The sequence below is a fragment of the Lentibacillus saliphilus genome, from assembly GCF_019093865.1.
Lineage (GTDB): Bacteria > Bacillota > Bacilli > Bacillales > Amphibacillaceae > Lentibacillus_B > Lentibacillus_B saliphilus.
Map to the genome: position 1 here is coordinate 1 of NZ_JABJXD010000013.1, position 18,925 is coordinate 18,925.

General features: G+C 38.9%; 18 protein-coding genes. 2 read left to right on the forward strand and 16 right to left on the reverse strand.

The features are described from left to right. Positions 1-244: 244 nt before the first annotated feature. Positions 245-1,087 carry an HD-GYP domain-containing protein gene (locus HPC67_RS14500; RefSeq protein WP_217589321.1) on the forward strand — a complete coding sequence of 281 codons (843 nt, stop codon included), beginning with the start codon at positions 245-247 and terminating at the stop codon, positions 1,085-1,087. 300 nt (positions 1,088-1,387) lie between these two features. Here HPC67_RS14500 and HPC67_RS14505 read toward each other — a convergent pair whose 3' ends face one another. The 16 genes from HPC67_RS14505 to HPC67_RS14575 all read right to left on the reverse strand — a co-directional run bounded on the left by HPC67_RS14505 (position 1,388) and on the right by HPC67_RS14575 (position 17,087). Continuing rightward, positions 1,388-2,035 carry a pentapeptide repeat-containing protein gene (locus tag HPC67_RS14505; RefSeq protein WP_217589322.1) on the reverse strand — a complete coding sequence of 216 codons (648 nt, stop codon included), beginning with the start codon at positions 2,033-2,035 and terminating at the stop codon, positions 1,388-1,390. 174 nt (positions 2,036-2,209) lie between these two features. Next, positions 2,210-2,455, reverse strand: coding sequence for a hypothetical protein (locus HPC67_RS15820; RefSeq protein WP_246570163.1), 246 nt, complete (start codon positions 2,453-2,455; stop codon positions 2,210-2,212). Between the two features lie 63 nt (positions 2,456-2,518). After that, on the reverse strand, positions 2,519-2,842 hold the full coding sequence (locus HPC67_RS15825) for a methyltransferase domain-containing protein (protein ID WP_246570165.1): 324 nt from the start codon (positions 2,840-2,842) through the stop codon (positions 2,519-2,521). A 174-nt stretch (positions 2,843-3,016) separates the two neighbouring features. Beyond that, entirely contained in the window at positions 3,017-4,063 is a 1,047-nt protein-coding gene (locus HPC67_RS14515; RefSeq protein WP_217589324.1) for a serine hydrolase domain-containing protein, read from the reverse strand. Between the two features lie 12 nt (positions 4,064-4,075). Further along, the gene (locus tag HPC67_RS14520; protein WP_217589331.1) at positions 4,076-5,032 is read right to left on the reverse strand and encodes a GNAT family N-acetyltransferase; all 957 of its coding nucleotides are present in this window, start codon (positions 5,030-5,032) and stop codon (positions 4,076-4,078) included. Between the two features lie 7 nt (positions 5,033-5,039). After that, complete coding sequence (locus HPC67_RS14525) at positions 5,040-6,023, reverse strand: N-acetylglucosamine kinase (RefSeq protein ID WP_217589333.1); 984 nt, start codon at positions 6,021-6,023, stop codon at positions 5,040-5,042. A gap of 85 nt (positions 6,024-6,108) precedes the next feature. Further along, positions 6,109-6,975 (reverse strand): MurR/RpiR family transcriptional regulator, encoded by an 867-nt coding sequence (locus HPC67_RS14530; protein ID WP_246570166.1) that lies wholly within the window; start codon positions 6,973-6,975, stop codon positions 6,109-6,111. A 27-nt stretch (positions 6,976-7,002) separates the two neighbouring features. Next, complete coding sequence (locus tag HPC67_RS14535) at positions 7,003-7,950, reverse strand: GNAT family N-acetyltransferase (protein WP_217589340.1); 948 nt, start codon at positions 7,948-7,950, stop codon at positions 7,003-7,005. Then, a complete protein-coding gene (gene murQ / locus HPC67_RS14540; protein WP_217589349.1) occupies positions 7,950-8,867 on the reverse strand; it encodes an N-acetylmuramic acid 6-phosphate etherase in 918 nt (305 codons plus the stop codon). The genes HPC67_RS14535 and murQ overlap by 1 nt, the downstream gene beginning before the upstream one ends. Before the next feature lie 12 nt (positions 8,868-8,879). Next, positions 8,880-10,031, reverse strand: a complete 1,152-nt coding sequence (locus tag HPC67_RS14545; RefSeq protein WP_246570167.1) for an exo-beta-N-acetylmuramidase NamZ family protein — start codon at positions 10,029-10,031, stop codon at positions 8,880-8,882. 26 nt (positions 10,032-10,057) lie between these two features. Continuing rightward, on the reverse strand, positions 10,058-11,026 hold the full coding sequence (locus HPC67_RS14550; RefSeq protein WP_343327853.1) for a carbohydrate ABC transporter permease: 969 nt from the start codon (positions 11,024-11,026) through the stop codon (positions 10,058-10,060). 11 nt (positions 11,027-11,037) lie between these two features. After that, positions 11,038-11,937, reverse strand: a complete 900-nt coding sequence (locus tag HPC67_RS15830; RefSeq protein WP_343327854.1) for a carbohydrate ABC transporter permease — start codon at positions 11,935-11,937, stop codon at positions 11,038-11,040. A 185-nt stretch (positions 11,938-12,122) separates the two neighbouring features. Further along, positions 12,123-13,472 carry an extracellular solute-binding protein gene (locus HPC67_RS14560; RefSeq protein ID WP_343327855.1) on the reverse strand — a complete coding sequence of 450 codons (1,350 nt, stop codon included), beginning with the start codon at positions 13,470-13,472 and terminating at the stop codon, positions 12,123-12,125. Positions 13,473-13,545: 73 nt separating this feature from the next. Then, the gene (locus HPC67_RS14565; protein WP_217589351.1) at positions 13,546-14,718 is read right to left on the reverse strand and encodes an anhydro-N-acetylmuramic acid kinase; all 1,173 of its coding nucleotides are present in this window, start codon (positions 14,716-14,718) and stop codon (positions 13,546-13,548) included. Between the two features lies 1 nt (position 14,719). Then, positions 14,720-16,330 (reverse strand): beta-N-acetylhexosaminidase, encoded by a 1,611-nt coding sequence (nagZ, locus tag HPC67_RS14570; protein WP_217589353.1) that lies wholly within the window; start codon positions 16,328-16,330, stop codon positions 14,720-14,722. A gap of 40 nt (positions 16,331-16,370) precedes the next feature. Beyond that, positions 16,371-17,087, reverse strand: a complete 717-nt coding sequence (locus HPC67_RS14575) for a PIG-L deacetylase family protein (protein ID WP_217589355.1) — start codon at positions 17,085-17,087, stop codon at positions 16,371-16,373. A 270-nt stretch (positions 17,088-17,357) separates the two neighbouring features. Here HPC67_RS14575 and HPC67_RS14580 point away from each other — a divergent pair, with 270 nt between their 5' ends. After that, entirely contained in the window at positions 17,358-18,923 is a 1,566-nt protein-coding gene (locus HPC67_RS14580; RefSeq protein ID WP_246570168.1) for a SpoIID/LytB domain-containing protein, read from the forward strand. Positions 18,924-18,925 lie beyond the last annotated feature (2 nt).

An 18,925-nucleotide genomic window follows, 5' to 3' on the forward strand; every position in this document is an offset into this window, starting at 1 on the left:
GCCAAGCTAGCTGAACAGTTAAATGAATTGGTTGGTCAGTTTAAGCTTTAATTGGTCATAAATTGAAGAGATCACCTACCGTATAAGGCGGGGGATCTCTTTCTGTATCACCCTTTATTAGGTTACAAAGAAGTCTGTTGTTCATTTCTCACATGCTATCGCTTAAATGTTCTTTTATTTAGAACAACATCACATGGCACGACAGCCTGTTATAAGTTACTTGAATTGAAGGAAGGAAGCATACATGAAATATAAACGCATAAATGACGTGTTACCTTTTAACAAAATAGGGGAATCGCTCAGCTTTGGAGACGCCATGCTTCTTAAACAAAATATACCTTTCACTCACAGGACGACTAATAAAAATGGCATTAACAAACAAATCGGACATGCAAGGCATTTAACGAAAGTCCATCACGACATAGAATCGTTTTTTTCAATTTTAAGTACCATCGGCCATAAAGAGCGTTATGGAAATATATTGCAAGATGATAAGCGGGTTGAACAATTAATAAACATTTACACAACGATCCACCAAAAATATGCTTTTACTGATACGTTATATGCACTTCGATCTTGGGACCATTATGCCTACTCGCATTCTTTTGATGTGTTTATACTCGGCACATGTTTAGCACAAGCCCTTTCTTTAAAAAATTTAGAGGTAATTGCTCTCGGATATCTTTTTCACGATATTGGAAAGATTAAAACGCCTCAACATATTTTACACAAACCAGACAAGCTCTCCCCTGCTGAATTTGACACAATTAAAGCCCATACATTTGACGGGGAGGCCATTTTATATGCATTGAAGCAAAGCCATATTGCCAAGTACGCTCGATCACATCATGAACGACTAGACGGTTCCGGATATCCTGATGGGTTGTTTGCAGAACAGTTATCTCCAGAAATGCGTATTTTACAATTAGTTGACGTTTATTCTGCACTTACCCTTGATCGGCCATACCGACAAGCGATGTCAGCACAGGACGCGCTTGCGATTTTAATAAATGATAAGGATCGATTCGATCAAACGATGTTACAGCAATTCATTAAAATTATTAACATCAATCCGTTTACAAACTAACCAACACTTCTGTATCTTGATTGCTGTAGCCGTAAAAGTAGAAGCAGAAAAACATATAGAGTGATACTCAACTAGTGTGAGTTTTACAGCTCGTTAATTTGCGATGATAAATTTAAAATAAACATACTAAGATTAGTGGGTAAGGTCATCGACGGATGACTTTACCTTACTATTTTTAGTATGTTTATTCTTGAAAGCTGAATGAATTAATTTTGATATAACCTATGCTAGTTTCTCCACATTAAGTTCTCAAAAGCTAAACCCACTACAACAATACATTACATGAATCTCATACCTATTCTAATCTTCAGGGACAATTAAACCCACTGCTCTAGCAAAGCCAACTGCTTGATTTGGGGTTACAATACATCCAGTAATTTTTTCAACCGATATCGTTAACTGATCAAAATGAGAGCTTCTCAAATCAATACCGGATAAATGTGTTCCACCAAAATTTGCTTGATTCATACGGCAATTATCCATTTCTGTATGTTTTAATTCACTCTCACAAAAATCTACTTGATTCATAGACGTGTCCGAATAACGAACATACTTTTGATTCGTAAAGCCGAACATAGCCATATCAGCTAAGCACGAATCAAATACGATATTTCTCATGAACGATCCCGAAAAATTAGCCCCTATCAGTTTCGACTGCTTCATTTCAACCCTATGAAAAATACCATCACTAAATTCAACATTAGACAAATCACATTTTTCGAAGACGATGTCTGTCATTTCAACATTTGGAAACGCAACATTCACAAATGACGTCTGTTTAAAAATGAGTTTATCGAGCGACAGCTTTTCAATTGTCACGTTGGCAATTTCACAATCCTCTATAATACCTACACGAAGATGTGCTTCATCCTCCAACATCGTTATAATATCTATTTCAGGAAAAGTATCGTCTGTTCTAGGTGCAGCAATCTTAACGGGTGAATTCATCACTTTAACCTCCAGCAAAACCCATGAGTTATCATTGGCTGACTCATGGGATTTTCCTTATAATGTATGGCTTATTAACTTCTTCATATAGGATTCCTGTTTACGCTTCATTGCTTGATATTTAACCGATGCTTAGCTTAGAATACCAATAGCATAGGCGTCCTCTACGATAGATTACTTATACGGCGTTAGAATTATAATCCCGCCACAATGTGATACTTGATGATAATGACACTGACAAATATGTTCCAATGCTTTGGTTAATTCCTCAAAAACAAAGTAGAATTCATCATCATCCCAGATTTTGAGATTCGCATGACGACATGCCTCTAATTGAGCGCGTGTCTTGAATGCGACGTCACCAATCATAATTTGTCCATCTTGTTTAAGTAATGGTATGAGTTCTTTAATGAATTCCACCTTGTCTGCTTCTGTTAAATGGTGTAGTGCATACGTACTAATAATTGAATCATATGAGTGTTGCTACACGAAATCAGGTAGTCCATTTGAAAAATCCCAGGCAAGCAAATTGGCGTTCGGCATTTTTGCTTGAGCAATACCGTGCATTTTTTCCGAAAAATCAATGCCGGAGATGGTGTGTCCATGCTCATATAATTTTGCCGCTAAGACGCCTGTTCCAAAACCCATGTCTAAAACGTGAGCGTGATCTTCCTTCATGACTTCATTAAAAATCACATTCAAAATCTCTTTATACCCTGCAAAAGGATAATCGTTACGTTCTTCGTGTAATTGAACAGTTTGATCATAATTGTCTGCCCATAAATCAAATCCATGTTTATTTAACATACATGCCCTCCTAGCTAAAACGGACACTATGTACCCATAGGTTTATCCGTTCGTTCGTGCTCCTTTTGTGTATGAGTAGCGTTCGTTCATTGAGTTCATCTCCATCACACCTTTCTACGAGTTGGGGTAAGTATAACATAGTTTAATAGTTTATTTTAAAGTAACTTTCACAACTTAGAGATGTGCTCTAATAATATTGTGTAATCGCGGTCTCAATCGAATAATTGGCGGTTTTCTTCCAAAATGAACACGATTTGTTAATAAAATAACACTTAAATTGACTTCAGGGTCAAACCAAATACTTGTACCTGTAAAGCCCGTATGTCCATAAGAACGATTTGAAAATAAATCGCCACAGGAGGAATGACTAGGGCTTTTCAAAATCCAGCCTAGTCCCCTATATTCAGTATCAAATGGCGTATGATTTTGCCGCGATAAATTTATAACGCTTTCTGATAATATCTGTTTACCATTGTATGTACCACTATTTTCAACCATTGAAGCAAACTTAGATAAATCGTCAATGGTAGAAAATAAGCCCGCATGTCCGCTGATGCCTCCCATAAATTCTGTATTATCGTCATGGACAACGCCATGCTTATAGTCTTGAAGTCGTTCACTATATTCCGTTGCAGCATAGCGTGCTTTAGGGAAACCCGGTTCAAAGGACGTTTCCTGCATATTCATCGGCTTAAAAAAGTGTTGGTCAACAAACGACGTAAAGTCTTCATTTGTTATAGTCTCTATTATTTTATATAATGTTATAAATCCTAAATCACTATATATAACTTTATTGCCTGCTGGCGCTACGAGCGTCTCTTCAAAAATACAATTCATGATCTTGTCGGTAGATAATTGTTCACGAAAAAACGGTTTATGAGCTGGTAACCCCGATGTATGTGTGAGTAAGTGTCTCACACTAATGTCTGATTTATTATTGTGTTTAAACTGTGGCAAAAAAAATCCAACAGGGTCATCTAGCCGAAATTCACCTTCATCTAATAGCTTTAACACAGAGGGCAGTGTGGCAACAATCTTAGTCAATGAGGCAATATCAAATACTGTGTTATGTTGCATCGGTTTCTTCTCAGGATAAACCGCTCTATAACCAATTACTTCATTTAAAATATCCTCACCATTGTAAACGACGCGAATGACAGCTCCGGGGATATGTAGGTTATCAATTTCCCTTTGCAAAAATTGCTTCACCTTGTTTTCCATGTCAGTACCCCCTTATGAGATCGTCTTTTTATATGATTGATATGTTTTCCACACATCAAATCCAAGCTTTCCATAGAAATCAACAAGACCAGTCCAATCAATCACGATCCGTTGAATATGTCTTTTTCGCAACTCAGCAATTCCCGCTTTAACAATTTCCAAACCAAACCCCCGCTTTCTTTCTGTAGCATCTATTCCTAGCGGACCTACTCCACCAAGTTTTTCATCAAACAACGGTGCCCAATATACATTTTGAGAAATAATGGGTGTTAGATCATCATTGATCCGGCAGAAGCCAATTATACGGTTATCCTTCTTCAGGACAACAAATTCCCGCCCCGTACCGCCTTTTTGAAAATATTTTATTGTTTCATATTCCCATCTGCCTGGAAAACACCGATGCATAAATTTTAATAGATCCTCTTTTTCTGCAATATTTAATACCGAAAATTCTATGCCAAAGTGTTCCTGAACTGTAATCCGATCAGATATGTCATAAGTGCAAAGCATATCATAGTCAAAGCCTTGTTGAAGATAGCCTTTCATTTTAAACCATTTTGCGACTTGCTCATATTCTTTCGGTATTCCAGGAAAATAATGCCACGGGTCACGACCTAACCAAATCTCTTTAATGCCCATAAGACTTAGAGCGTGTTCAGCGTTATTTAATAGAGCTTTACCAATTCCTTGATGCCTGTAAGACGCATCAACAAGTATAGCTTGTATCCATCCTTTTTCAGGATCCATCCCAACATCAATCTGCTCTTGCCATCTTTTAACGACAACAAAACCGATTAACTTTCCATTATGATCAACAGCGATACGAGAGCTTGCGTGACAGACATTTTCATCCGCGAAACTATTTTGCTCGAAAAGCGCTCGACGCATTGGAAATAATTGTCCTAATTCTTGATTCCATAAAGAGACAAGTTCTTGACTTCTTCTCATATCCAACTCTATTAATTTCATTATCTATTCACCTCGACTTATATGATTGAACATATACATCAGAAAATTGATGATTAATAGCGATATTTGCTTCTATGAAGGCAGCAACAGCTGCGCCACCAACTGGATCTAGTTTAGGCTTCACAAGTGTATAAGGAATATTCATTTGGTTTAAGTATGCTTTTATACTCTCCTTAAAGAGATCTAGTCTATTAAAGATGCCTCCAGCTAATACAACCGGTACATCAGACACGAGCTGATGATTAAAGAGGTGTTTGATAAGCGCTGCAATGGACGCCCCAATATCGGTGCCACTTTCATATAGCATATTAATGGCCGTTTTATCTCCATTATCAGCTGCCTGGAATAAAAGTTTACTGACAGAAGCGACCACCTCTTTTGGATTTTTTGCTTGATAAATAATCGGAATAATATCAGGCAAAGTTCTAACCTGAAAATGATGAAGGATAATTTCAGATAAGTCATTTGGAGGCGCAATGTTGTCGTAGGCAAGAAAAGCAGCTTGTAAAGCCTTGCTTCCTAGAGCATATCCACTGCCACTCTCTCCGATCAAATGCCCCCACCCTCCAACGCGGGCGAAAGAAGATCGCTCATTAATCCCATATGTGATTGATCCCGTTCCACATATTTGAACAATTCCTGGGGCACCTAACGTACCCGAATACAAAGCTATAACAGCATCATGATCAACCGATATGATCATTTGATTAGGCAATAATTCCGTTAATAATTCTTTTAACTTTTGTTGCTCTGCACTGTTCCCAGCTCCCGATATTCCTGCAAAAGCATATGTAATCTCTGACCAAATGTCATTGGCCTGATGCTGGAGATTCAAGAGGAGATTTAATAGTGATTTTCTTATGTCACAATAAGCAATGGTATTAGGATTACATGCACCGACTGTTGAGCGAGCGATAATTTTGCCACTTTCATGTACTACGGTACCTGTTGTTTTTGTTCCGCCTCCGTCAATTCCAAGTACATATGTCATCGTATTTCATCCCCTTGACGATTTTATAAAATGAGCCGACTCACCTTTGGAGAGTCAGCTTCTAGTTGTCACGGCTATCAAAAACTTACTTTTTCCCATTGTGTTTTAAAAAGTCGACTGCGGCTCTTGTTGCATCAAGATGCTTCACTGTCTCCTCATACTGCTTTGAGGCTACGCACATAAATAAAATATCAATGACTTGAAGTTGTGCAATTCGCGAAGAGGTGGCACCACTTCGGAATGTTGGCTCTCTAGTAGCCGATGTATATAGTTTAAAATCGGCTTGTTCCATTACAGGAGATGACCCATATTTTGTAAGACTAATTGTTTTCGCATTGTTTTCTTTGGCAAGTTGAAGTATCCTAGCCACTTCAGGTGTCGCACCCGAAAAGGAGATACCGACAACCGCATCATCTTCCTTTGCATTAGCAACGTACGTAGCAGCCATGTGCATATCCTCAAATGCATATGCCGTTTTATCGATTCTCAAAAACTTCTGTTGAGCATCCTGTGCAATAATACTTGAAGCACCTACACCAATAAAATGAATACGCCTTGCATCTCTTAAAGCACTGACGGCTTCCTCCAATTCATCTGTATTAAGCAAATCAGCGGTTTCTTGTATGGTTTGGATGCTGTTGTTCGTCATTTTTTCTATGATAGACAACGTTGATTCATTAGGCTCAATATCCCGAAATCCGTGGCTAGGTGTTTTTTGAAGGTCACCTGCAATTCTCAATTTCAAGTCTTGGAAACCTTTCAAATTAAGTGACTTACATAATCTAATCACCGCAGCTCCACTTGTTGAGCTTTTTTTACCTAATTCATTAGCGGTTAATGATATGACCTCATGCGGTTGATTAATAATATATGTGGCGATTTTTTTTTCTGAAGGTGGAAGTAAAGGCAACATTTCTTGTAACATAACAAGTCCACCAGTCATAAAAGCCATGATGTTCAGCTCTCTTCCTTTAAAATTTCAAATATCTTTTCTCATCACATGAAAACGTCTAGTCGTTTTAAAGCCTGTTTTTTTATATAAATAGCCTGCAGAGCTTGCCTCGCCCGTCCATAAAAACCATGCACCATGTAAGCCTTCTGCTTTCATTTGATACAAGCACTCATGCAAGATGATTTTCCCAAGTCCTTTTCCTTGTTGATCGGGATCGACACCAAAAGGTCCAAAGCGATCAGGGACACCCTCATAACCGCCATACATACAAAATCCAACAATTTTCTCGTTCTTTCTGACAACGAGAATACGATGTAACGGTAAACCTTGAAGAATACCTTCTCGAATAGCTCGACCCCAATCAGGATTAAATGTCAAATTGGCAAATTGAATGACTTCATATAAATCCTTATCATGACATTGGGTGAATGTATAGCCCTCTAACATTCTTTTCTCTTTTAAATGTAAAATGGATTCAGGTCGTACATAAGAGACAAGATTGTAATCCATTGCCACTGGTGAATATAATTTTTCAAATTGATGTGCAAGTAAAAATTGATACCCTTCTGAATAGGTTTCTTCATCAATGCCCGGCAATATATAATTCGGTGCATAAGATGCAAAAAAAACATGCTTTATGCCATGTGAGTGCAAAAACGCTGTGGCATTCTGTAAAAGCTCCCTACCAATTCCACACCGTTTATACTGTTGGTCAACAAAAAAGAATGTCATCCAGCCATTTTCAGGCTCAAGATCATTTCCTGTCATCGGTGTTAACCTTCTAATTGCAAAAACACAACCGACAAGACGCTCTCCATCGAAGGCAAGACACATGCCTTTTGGATCAAAATTCCCATCTAACAGTACTACATTTCTAAATCGGTTTGGCATGATAGGATCTTTTGGCAAGCTTGCATTCCACAGCTGTACAATCCTTTTTTCATCTCCTGTTTGGTACGTTCTGTAGGTGATCATTACCGTCTGCTGCCTTTCTCAGCCAATTCTATAGCCTGACGAACGAACCCTTTTGCTTCATCTATCACTGCAACAGCCTGTTTATAGGGTACACCAGTTTTAATCATAACAATAGCTGGCTTCACTTCATAATTTGATCGTTCAAGTATATGTTCCGCCTCAAAATATGAAATATGTGTTATTGTCGCAACAATATTTTTAGCGCGTTCCTTTAGTTTTTGATTGCTTACCTTTAAGTCTACCATTAAATTCTCATATACTTTACCTATTTTAATCATAGATGCGGTCGTCACCATATTTAATATCATTTTATGAGCGGTCGCAGCCTTCATACGTGTAGATCCCGTTAACACTTCTGGACCAGTCATCACTTCAATACTTATATCTGCACATTTGGAAATCTCAGAACCCGTATTGCTTGAAAGGCTTACTGTTTTAGCACCGAGCTGTCGAGCATAATTTAATGAACCGATTACGTATGGCGTTCTGCCACTTGCAGCAATGCCTATAACGACATCCAACTCAGTTAAACCGCGCTCTTCTAAATCCTTTGCTCCCAAGCCTTCGTCATCTTCTGCACCTTCAACCGCTTCTATAAAAGCTTGTGTGCCACCTGCCATAACAGCTTGAACAACATCAGGCGTTGTGCTAAAGGTCGGTGGACACTCCACAGCATCTAGTATACCTATGCGACCGCTCGTGCCAGCGCCTACATAAAATAGTCTACCACCTTGTTTTAAAGACTCATAAACTGCTTCAACGACATCACCAATTTGCGGAAGAACAGCCTGCACACTTTGAGCAACTGTCATATCTTCAGCATTAATCACTTTCAATATTTCCATTGTAGACTTGGTGTCTATATTACTGGAATTGCTATTACGCATTTCCGTTGTCAATGTCGATAGTTTGTTCATATTTTCCCCATCCTATTTATATAAAAGATATGGTTCTCTGTTTTCTTGAAACCCTTTCAGTTGTTCATTACATTCACTGAAAAACGCGGTTGAACGACCATTCACAATATCGTCCTTTAGTTTTTTTGTTCCAGCCAAAAGATCAAAGAAATACTTACCATTTGTATGTTGCGTAAACTCGAATTGATTTGGATACAATTGTGCAACGATCTCCAATAACAAAACACCTGTCTTAAACGCATTGACCTCATATCTATTGGCTATATGAAGCTGAATGCCATTACAAACGTCATCTTTATATTTTTGATATGTCGGTATAAATGACGTGGGACGTGCCAATATTCCAGGTACGTTCTTTTCATTAAAGGCTCTTGCTAACTTATAACCATCCATAAAAGGTGCGCCTACAACTTCAAATGGTCTCGTTGTGCCCCTTCCTTCTGATAGATTCGTCCCTTCAAATAAACATGTACCAGGATATAAGGTTGTCATATCAATGTTCGTTGTATTTGGTGAAGGAGATACCCAAAAAAGCCCTGTATCGTCAAAATACATATGTCTTCTCCATCCCTCCATCTGAATAACAGTTAAATCACACGAATATCCGAATTCATACTTGAAAAGTAATGACAATTCTCCGACTGTCATTCCGTGACGATTAGGAATAGGTAAAAGACCAACAAATGATCGAACATTTTCTTCTACTAAATTACCTTCCAGGGCTTCACCCGATATTGGATTTGGTCTGTCAAGAACAACGAACTGTTTTCCGTGGTCCTGACAGGCTTCCATTAAATACGCCATCGTATAAATAAACGTATAATATCGGGCGCCAATATCTTGTAAATCGAACACAAGGACATCAACCATATCAAGCATATTTTCGGTAGGTTTCTTTGTCTCTCCATACAGACTGAAGACGGGAAGGTTTGTATAAGGATCTGTTGTCGACTTGACTGTTTCGCCTTCCTTTGCATCTCCTCTTATACCATGCTCTGGTGCATATAACGCAGTTAGGAACACACCCGAATGTTCATAAAAAAGATCAATAGAAGGCACAAGCACTTGGTTAACGCCGGTCATATTCGTCACTAAACCAATACGCTTACCTTCAAAGCTTTTATACGCGCGTTCTAAAAAGATGTCGAGACCAAGTTTCATCATGGTACTCCCTTCTTATTGCATCATTTTTATTCCTTGACACCGCCAAGGGTCAGCCCTTTGACGAAATGACGCTGGAATATGAGGAATACGATAATCATAGGAATTGCCGCTATTGCAGCACCACTCATCAGTAATTTAAAGCTGGCAAGATTTGCATCCTGCAATGTTTTCAAGCCAACTGGTAATGTATATAAATCAGAGTTGTTCAATACGATAATTGGCCATAAAAAGGAATTCCAAACGTTCATAAATGTAAAAATACCTAGTGCTGCCAATCCTGGCTTTGCTAATGGCATAACGATTTTCCAATATGTCTTCCATTCGCTCGCACCATCTATTTTAGCAGCATCTAATAATTCATTCGGAATAGAGTACATGAATTGTCTCATGAGAAACACACCGAACACCATTGATAAATCAGGGAAAATTAAGGCCCAATGCGTATCCATCAAATTTAACTCCCGAATCATTATAAACATTGGGACAAGCGTAACCTGACCTGGGATCATCATCGTTGAAATGATCAGCCAAAATATGAGATTCCGTCCCGGAAAGCGTTTTTTAGCTAGGACGTAGCCAGCCATGGAATCAAACAGTAGAATACCTACTGTTACAACAACTCCGATATAAAAACTATTAAAAAACCATCGGCCCATATTATTTTTTTCAAATAATGTTTTAAAGCCTGAAAATGTATTATCAACAATATGACTCATTGTTTCACGGTGGTAAGCAGCCTGTTCCATATCGTTCTGTTCTTCAGCATCACGTGCCTTCTTCCAATGCTCAAAATACTCCGGTATCCCCATTGGATACATTTTCGGTGGATTGGAGTTTACATATGAGACTGGCCTGTCAAGTTCCTCATCCTGATAGTTGCTGAGCTGTAATGATGTGCTGAATACCCAATAAAGTGGCAAAAGGGAAACGACCGAGAATACGATGAGTAGTGTATAGACAATCGGTTTTTTCATTTTAAAACTTGTAGTTTTCACGTATTTCCCTCCTATTCATCATGCTGTAAGACTTTAAATTGGAAAATAGATACAATGAGAATAATCCCAAACAATATGACGGATTGAGCTGCTGCTAGTCCGAACTCAAAGTCTCGGAAGCCTGTTTTATAGATTAAGTGGACGATTGTCTCAGTTGCAAATCCTGGTCCTCCACCTGTCATTAATATAATTTGAGTAAATACTTGGAAGGAACCGATCGTACTTAACAGCACTAAATACAATGTAGATGGTTTAAGCATAGGGATTGTAATCCGTGCCCATTTTTGAAAAGAACTCGCACCATCAATGGTTGCTGCTTCATATAATGATTCCGATATTGAACCCATTGAAGCTAAATATAAAATAATGCCAACCCCAAACGGAATCATGCATTGCATAATAATAATTGCCCAAAGTGCGGAGTCTGTTTGTCCCAGCCAGTTAATCGGATCGGCACCAAACCACCCTATAATATAATTGAATAATCCAAATTCATAATTATACATCCATCTCCATACCATCGCGATAATCACCATCGATGCGACTGTAGGCAAATAAAAGGCGGCTCGAAAGAAATTCTGGGCCGTACGCGAAACAGAGTGAATTAATGAAGCAATAACCAGCGCGCTCACCACATTAAATGGTACTGTAACTACTGTATAGATCGCTGTATTGTAGAGTGCTTTTCTAAAAGCTTCGCTTTCAAAGACAGCCTTATAGTTATCTAGCCCTGCCCATACACTTCCAAAAACTTTATATTCTTGAAATGATAGAATAAATGCCCAAACAACGGGAATTGCTATAAATGTAATGAATAGAATTAATTTGGGAAGCAAAAAGAGGTAGGCAGAGTAGTTCTTTTTAATTAAAAAGAGCGTCCCGTGTTTCTTCACTCCAGTAGACGTTTTCACAGTAATACCTCCCGATCGTTAAAAATCTATTAATATTGTGTTGTTTCCAATACTCTTGATTCAATTTTAAAGAAATAGTAAAGCTGACCAAGCGGATCCTGACAGTTTACTTTGAGCAAACAGCCACCGATTTTTCGTATGTGCTTTATCAGGATCCATCAGCCAGCATAATTATCATTTATTTTCTACTCAAGTAAATCTTGAACGCCTGCTTTAGCAGCATCCATAGCATCTTTGGCGGTTTTTTCTCCGTTAAAGACAAGTTGAAGCTCTCTTTGAATCACTTCATCAATTTTTTTCCATTCTGGATGACGTGGTAGCATGACCACTTGTGAAGACATTTCTTGTGCCCGAGCCATTTCCGGATTATCAGCAAATGGGTCTTTGTCCGCAGCGCTTTTGAGTGCTGGGAAAATACCATATTCTTTAGACATAACATACTGTTCTTCTGCTGAAGAAATGTGCTTCATAAACTCTGCAACGACCTCTTTTTTAGCATCATTATCCTGATGGAACATTGTCCATCCTCCTACACCACCAATCGTGACTGGCTCACCACTCTCGCCGGTTGGATAGTTGGCAACCATAAAGTTGGTTGGATAAGCGGTCTGTGCGGACGTAATAGCCCAAGTTGCCCAAGGCTCCATCGCTACTGTTCTTTGTTCTTCACTAGCCCATGCTTGGAACGTACCACCAACATCGGCTCCCCCCATCGAAACAGGTGCTGCTTCTTTCTCTAGCTTAATATCAGCCAATTGCTGAATGGCCTCTACCGCAGCAGGATCATCAAAGGTAAATTCAGACAAATCATCACTCAATGGCTGTCCGCCATTAATGTAGAAGAATGGCCAAGCTTCATAATAGCCTGGAAGAATATAAGTTGAGAAGCCATAAACGTCTATTTCGCCATCACCATCTCGGTCAAACGTTAATTTTTCGGCTGCATCAGCGAATTCATTCCAAGTCCATTCACCGTTTTCCGGTGGTTCAACGCCTGCTTCTTCAAATAAATCTAAGTTTAATAGCATACTATGCACTGTAATTGAGTTAGGAATCCCATACAGCTCACCATCGAACGTATATGCTTCTCGAGCATTTTCATAAAAGTCATTCATTTCATCGTCTGTAAAAAATTCATCTACGGATTCGATCACACCTTGTTCAATATGTTCGATGCTAACAGCACTTCCACTAATGTCTACTGGCGCAATATCAGGCCATGATTTACCAGCGATCGATACACCTAACTTATCAGGCATTTCTGCCCAAGGTACTTGAACAAGTTCAATTTCAACACCTTCATGACTTTCTTCAAATTCTTTTATTTTTTCTTCAAGCCAGAAGTATTTATTACCTTCGCCATCTTCACCCGAATCATCACCTTCTTCAGCCCAACGTGGTCCATCCCATATGGTGATTTTCCCCGTCCATTCCTCACCTGAATTACTGCTACCAGCATCGTCGCTACATGCACTCAAAATCCCGGCAAACATAACCAACATCAATACGTAAACTAATTTAAATTGACCTTTCACTTTCTTACCCCCTAAAATGTAATAAATGGTAAACAATGATGGACGTGGTTGATGCGTCACCTCCTTCAGAAAACTACCAAGCTATTTTGCCCATAACAACATGCTTTTGTGCACCTGTTGCTGCAGGCAAATTGTTTGGACGTTTATTCAAACACTGATAGCCAAGGAGTGCGAAAATCATCGCTTCCTTTGCGTCAGCAGACATACCATATTTGTCAATTCCATCAACTATGACATCAGCTGGCAATCTAGATTTTATACGGGCCATTAATGTTGGATTGTATCTCCCACCTCCACTAATTAGCACTTCCTCTATATTTGCCTTTTTGATTAAGCGTTCTATTTCTGCAGCTAAGGTAACCGCCGTTAATTCCGTTAAAGTGGCCAATCGATCATAATGATCGATTGACATAGTATTTGCTTCGTTCCAAAGATGTTTAGCAAAATCAACGCCAAACATTTCTCTACCTGTACTCTTAGGTGGCCGTTTTATAAAGTATGGATGCTCGAGTAGGCTTTTCAACCACTGATCGTGGACTTTACCCTGCTTCGCCAATAACCCATTTTTATCATAGGCTTGTTTTCCTTTAGTCACGCGTTCAGTAAAATAATCTATTATCATGTTTCCTGGGCCGGTATCGTACGCAAGAACTTCTGTTTCCGTACAATTTTTAGGTAAGACAGTTATATTGGAAATACCTCCGATGTTCGCAAGTACCCGGCCATAAGTCTCTTTTTTAAATAATAGATAGTCCGCATACGGAACCAAAGGCGCTCCTTGCCCTCCAACAGCCATATCCCTAGTTCTAAAATCACCAATCGTCGTAATTCCAGTTAAGCCTGCAATAACACTAATATCTCCAACCTGTAGTGTCGATGACACTTCAACATTTCCTAAAGGAACTGGTACTGGTTGATGATGAAGGGTCTGACCATGAGAGCTGATAAATTCTATATCGTCTTGCTTTAAGCCTGCATGATCAATCGCTCTTAAAGCTGTCTCAGCAAACACATATCCCAAGTGCATGTTTAATGATGACAGTTGATCGACACTCGACGTCTCCGGGTTACACTGTTCGAGAATAATTTTTTTTAATGTTGTATCATATGGAACCGTCTCAAAATGGATGAGCTGCATGTCAAAAGTATCAGTTTCAGTTATTTTTACTATCGCTGCATCAACACCATCCAAGGACGTTCCTGACATAAGTCCGACCGCATATACGGATTGATGATCCAAATCCATCTTACCCCTCCTCTCGTCGTGGGAGTGTCACCGGTAAATGACCTTTAACATGTGTTATTCCGAAAATAGCCTGTGTCGCAACCTCCAGTGCTGGTTTGGTAAATTCATAGGTTGCTATATAGGCTTGAACATCTGGAAGATATGCCAAATCATAAGGACTTCGCGTCGCAACAACGATAACAGTTTTGTGATGTTGTGTAACCGTATGTACGAGTTCTGCTTGCGCATCCCCTGGCTGAACAGATAGTGTACCGATGATGACAGCTTTATAACCTTTACATGCAACACCAACTTGGTCAATTTCCTCTTTAGTCGGCGGATTCGATAATTGTAAAATATCTGTCGACGAATGATAGCGCTTTATAGACTCACCTAGTGAAAATGTCGCATACCTGCTATCCTCAACCTGCATGGCATACTTGTTTTCAGGATAAAGCACTAGCACCTTATCCTCTGGCTGTATATTAAGAGGCAAGAGCTTATGTTCATTTTTCACAACAGTTATGCCTTGTTTATAAATTTCTGTTGCCTCAGCTTCATGATGCTTGCTCTTTAAATTTGTGGATTTACTTAAATGGCTTTCAAACGAAATATCTTCCCATGATAAATACTTTTTCTTAAGTTGCATCACACGATTAAAGGCTTCATTTAAAGTGTTTTCTTTAATTTCACCTGAAATGACAGCCCTTTCAATTTGATCCATCGTTTCATACTGCCTTGATTGAAGATGAGATACCATAATCAAATCAACACCTGCTTTCAGAGCAGCAACGCCTCCTCCTGCTGTACCGATCGTCTCAGATATTGCATTCATTTCCATACAATCTGTCGTTACAACACCTTTGTAGCCTAACTGTTCCCGTAATAGTCCCGTTATGACTTTATTGGAGAGCGTAGCTGGTACATTTGCTTCTCCTTCAATAGCTGGAAAATAAACGTGGGCCGACATAATTGTATCCGCGCCTTCATTAATGCATTTAATAAAAGGCTTTAATTCAATATTTTTTAGACGATTCATGTCGTGAGAAATAACAGGAAGATCCAAATGTGAGTCGACACTTGTATCACCATGCCCCGGGAAGTGTTTTAAGGTGGTAATCACTCCCGCGGCTTGCATACCTTTCATTGATTCCAAGCCAAATTTTGAAACCTTATCGGGATCTTCTCCAAAAGAACGTACACCTATAACCGGATTATCAGGGTTATTATTAACATCAAGCACCGGTGCGAGATTCCAATTGATACCGAGCGCTTTTAATTCTCTGCCTGTCGCTAAACCAGCAATATATGCATTTTCATACCGCCCTGTAGCACCGATTAACATTGACCCAGGAAAAATCGTTGTTCCCTCTCCCAGACGTCGGACGACACCATTTTCTTGGTCAATACAAATCAGTAATGGCTGCTCATGACCAGCCACCTTTGCCTCTCGCTGTAAATCTGTCGTTAACTGGTACACCTCCTGGGGTGTACCTATATTTCTCGCAAAAAGGATAATTCCGCCTACATGGTGCTCTCGTATTAGTTTTTTGATTTCAGGTGTAATTGTCTTTCCTTTAAAACCACAAACCATTAGCTGCCCAATCTGCTTTTTTACATCAGTTATTTGCATCTTATCCCTCCCTTTTATATTAAACTCATATATTCTAAATCTATAATTCAAACCCAGGTATAGCTGTTTCTTTACGCACATTCATGCCTGTGGCAAATTTCAAGGTTTGTGCATATGTATGCTTTGAGACGCAACCTCTCATGGTTCCAAGTGCTTGATAATAATCGTAATAGCGAAAATCTGACGAGTTCTTAATAAACCAGTACTTTGACAACGCTTTTAAATAGGTGTCAAACTCCTCTGATACATCTACAAAAACATCTGGTTCATAACCCTCCATGTCTTCCCAATTTTCACTGTGAAACATTCTATTTAATGAATGTGGTGGTAATCCTTCAAGATCAAAACCTGGTAATGCTGCTTTTAACCATGCACCCTCTACAATTTTCGGACATAGCGCATGATCTGGATGCATGCTATTTATCCAATGTGTAATAACAACATTTGGCTTTAGCTTACGAAACAAAGTAGCAACAGTAGATATCGTTTCATCATCTGCTTTTAACTCTGCATCCTTATATTTCAACGTAATACTTCTACCTCCCAAAATCTTTGCTGCTTGTTCAGCCTCATCCACTTTTTGCTTTCTATATTCTTCTACAGACATTTGTGGAGGTGTTCCTTTTTCCCCAGCCGTTAAATGTAAGAATGTCACTTCATGCCCTGCTTTTGCGTATTTGTGAGCTATTGCGCCTGCTTGAATTTCACCATCACCACAATGCGCACCTACAATCATCACATGGACTTTATTTGCCATTATGCTCACCTCTCATCTTTTAGAAGCCGCTCACATTATCAATTCTTATTAACCAAGAAAATGTAACCGCTTTTATGTGAACATCTTCATTATACAACAAAAACAATAAAATGAAATATAAAATCATAAATTTATACAAAAAAATGTTTTTTAATTTCATTATTGCTTTCTGAAACTAAATTTCAATAATTTTTTATATAATTAAAAGGTTTTTTTACCCCTTTGTCGAATCTATTGATGTAGCATTTATTATATTCGGAGGTGGTATCGTTGTTTAAGAAAGCATTATCAATAGGTTTGATCCTGCTCTTGACGATGGCTTTTACAAGCATTAAACCAAGTTATGCCGATACACAGGGAGAGCAAATGATCAGAATTGGTGTTGTTCCTTCTGCAGAAACGATTATGATTGGTAGCGATTCAGCATTTAAACTTCATGATAAGGAAAGTGGAGACGTTTTATTCACCGGATTCAATGACAGCATTGAAGTCACGTTAGAATCAACAGCTGAAATTCAAACCAATTATAGACTCCAGGTTGCCTATACAACGAGTAATGCTTACATCGAGGATTGGCTTAATCGTGCTCAGATCGGTGGATACACGACTTATGTTAAGCCTTTTAATGATGGTTATCGATTGTTTTTAGGTGAATTCCCTGAAGATGCGTCTTGGTCAGAGCGAAACGCATTTAGAAATGAAGTAATTGCCAATGGCCTTGCGGAAAATGATTCCTTTTGGAAGCTCGTTACTGTTGCTTCTGGTGAATCACAAATAAAAGTGCTAACCCCTCATGGAGATATCATTACGTCCAGTCCTGTATTAATAACTTCAGATGATGGATTGGTGAAGTTAAACGGCAAGACATACCGAGGTTCAGGAGAAATTGCTTTTAACAGTAGCGGAACATTAGTCGGTATTAATGAACTGTCGTTAGAAAGCTACTTATATGGTGTTGTTCCTTTAGAGCTCCCCCCTGTTCCCTATGGTGAATTAGAAGCTCAAAAGGCCCAAGCTGTTGCGGCAAGAACTTATGCATATGCAAACCTTGGAAAGAGAAATGCTGACGGGTACGATCTTTTGCCAACGACATCTGATCAGGTTTATGGCGGATTCGAGAGAGAACACCCTGTTTCTACGCAGGCTGTTGAAGATACATTTGGTGTCGTCGCAACTTATAATGGTGACTTAATTACAGCTGTCTATCATTCTACTAGTGGCGGATACACAGCGAATAATGAAGATGTATGGAACGCTCCTCCCGTCCCTTATCTGAGAGGGGTCCCTGACTCGCAAAATGGCAAAGCGTTTGATTATGTTCCAAATCTTAACGTCTTTAAAAACCATGCAAACCCGAAATCATTACGTGCAATAAAAAAAGGGGATTTTGAAGCTGACTGGTCTAAATATCACCGATGGACATTTGAATGGTCAATGGATGAGATCAGTAACGTTGTTGGAACATACTTTAATAAAGATATAGAAACGGTTTATGATATTAATGTTACGAGGAGATCTGATTCTGGAAGAGCTTTAGAGATTGAATTTATCACTGATAAAGGAACATTTTATGAGTATAAAGACAGAATACGTTGGGCCTTAAAATATATCAATGCATCTGGATCACAAAGTGTTCTATTGAGTACACTATTCTATATTGAACCGATAGAAAACAAGAAAACGAAGGAATTGGAAGGCTATAAAGTTTACGGTGGTGGATGGGGACATGGTGTTGGCATGTCTCAAACAGGAGCGATGGGTATGGCTGTAAAGGGATATTCGTATGACAACATTTTAAAGCATTATTATCAAGGAATTCAGTTAGAAACAAGGTGATC

What these genes read in the sequence shown, in the direction of transcription:
- HPC67_RS15825 (WP_246570165.1), bottom strand. Translation starts at nt 2,842, where the DNA reads ATGTTAAATAAACATGGATTTGATTTATGGGCAGACAATTATGATCAA.
- HPC67_RS14505 (WP_217589322.1), bottom strand. Translation starts at nt 2,035, where the DNA reads ATGAATTCACCCGTTAAGATTGCTGCACCTAGAACAGACGATACTTTT.
- HPC67_RS14530 (WP_246570166.1), bottom strand. Translation starts at nt 6,975, where the DNA reads ATGGCTTTTATGACTGGTGGACTTGTTATGTTACAAGAAATGTTGCCT.
- murQ (WP_217589349.1), bottom strand. Translation starts at nt 8,867, where the DNA reads ATGAACAAACTATCGACATTGACAACGGAAATGCGTAATAGCAATTCC.
- HPC67_RS14520 (WP_217589331.1), bottom strand. Translation starts at nt 5,032, where the DNA reads ATGAAATTAATAGAGTTGGATATGAGAAGAAGTCAAGAACTTGTCTCT.
- nagZ (WP_217589353.1), bottom strand. Translation starts at nt 16,330, where the DNA reads ATGCAAATAACTGATGTAAAAAAGCAGATTGGGCAGCTAATGGTTTGT.
- HPC67_RS14575 (WP_217589355.1), bottom strand. Translation starts at nt 17,087, where the DNA reads ATGGCAAATAAAGTCCATGTGATGATTGTAGGTGCGCATTGTGGTGAT.
- HPC67_RS14545 (WP_246570167.1), bottom strand. Translation starts at nt 10,031, where the DNA reads ATGATGAAACTTGGTCTCGACATCTTTTTAGAACGCGCGTATAAAAGC.
- HPC67_RS14535 (WP_217589340.1), bottom strand. Translation starts at nt 7,950, where the DNA reads ATGATCACCTACAGAACGTACCAAACAGGAGATGAAAAAAGGATTGTA.
- HPC67_RS14515 (WP_217589324.1), bottom strand. Translation starts at nt 4,063, where the DNA reads ATGGAAAACAAGGTGAAGCAATTTTTGCAAAGGGAAATTGATAACCTA.
- HPC67_RS14525 (WP_217589333.1), bottom strand. Translation starts at nt 6,023, where the DNA reads ATGACATATGTACTTGGAATTGACGGAGGCGGAACAAAAACAACAGGT.
- HPC67_RS14500 (WP_217589321.1), top strand. Translation starts at nt 245, where the DNA reads ATGAAATATAAACGCATAAATGACGTGTTACCTTTTAACAAAATAGGG.
- HPC67_RS14565 (WP_217589351.1), bottom strand. Translation starts at nt 14,718, where the DNA reads ATGGATTTGGATCATCAATCCGTATATGCGGTCGGACTTATGTCAGGA.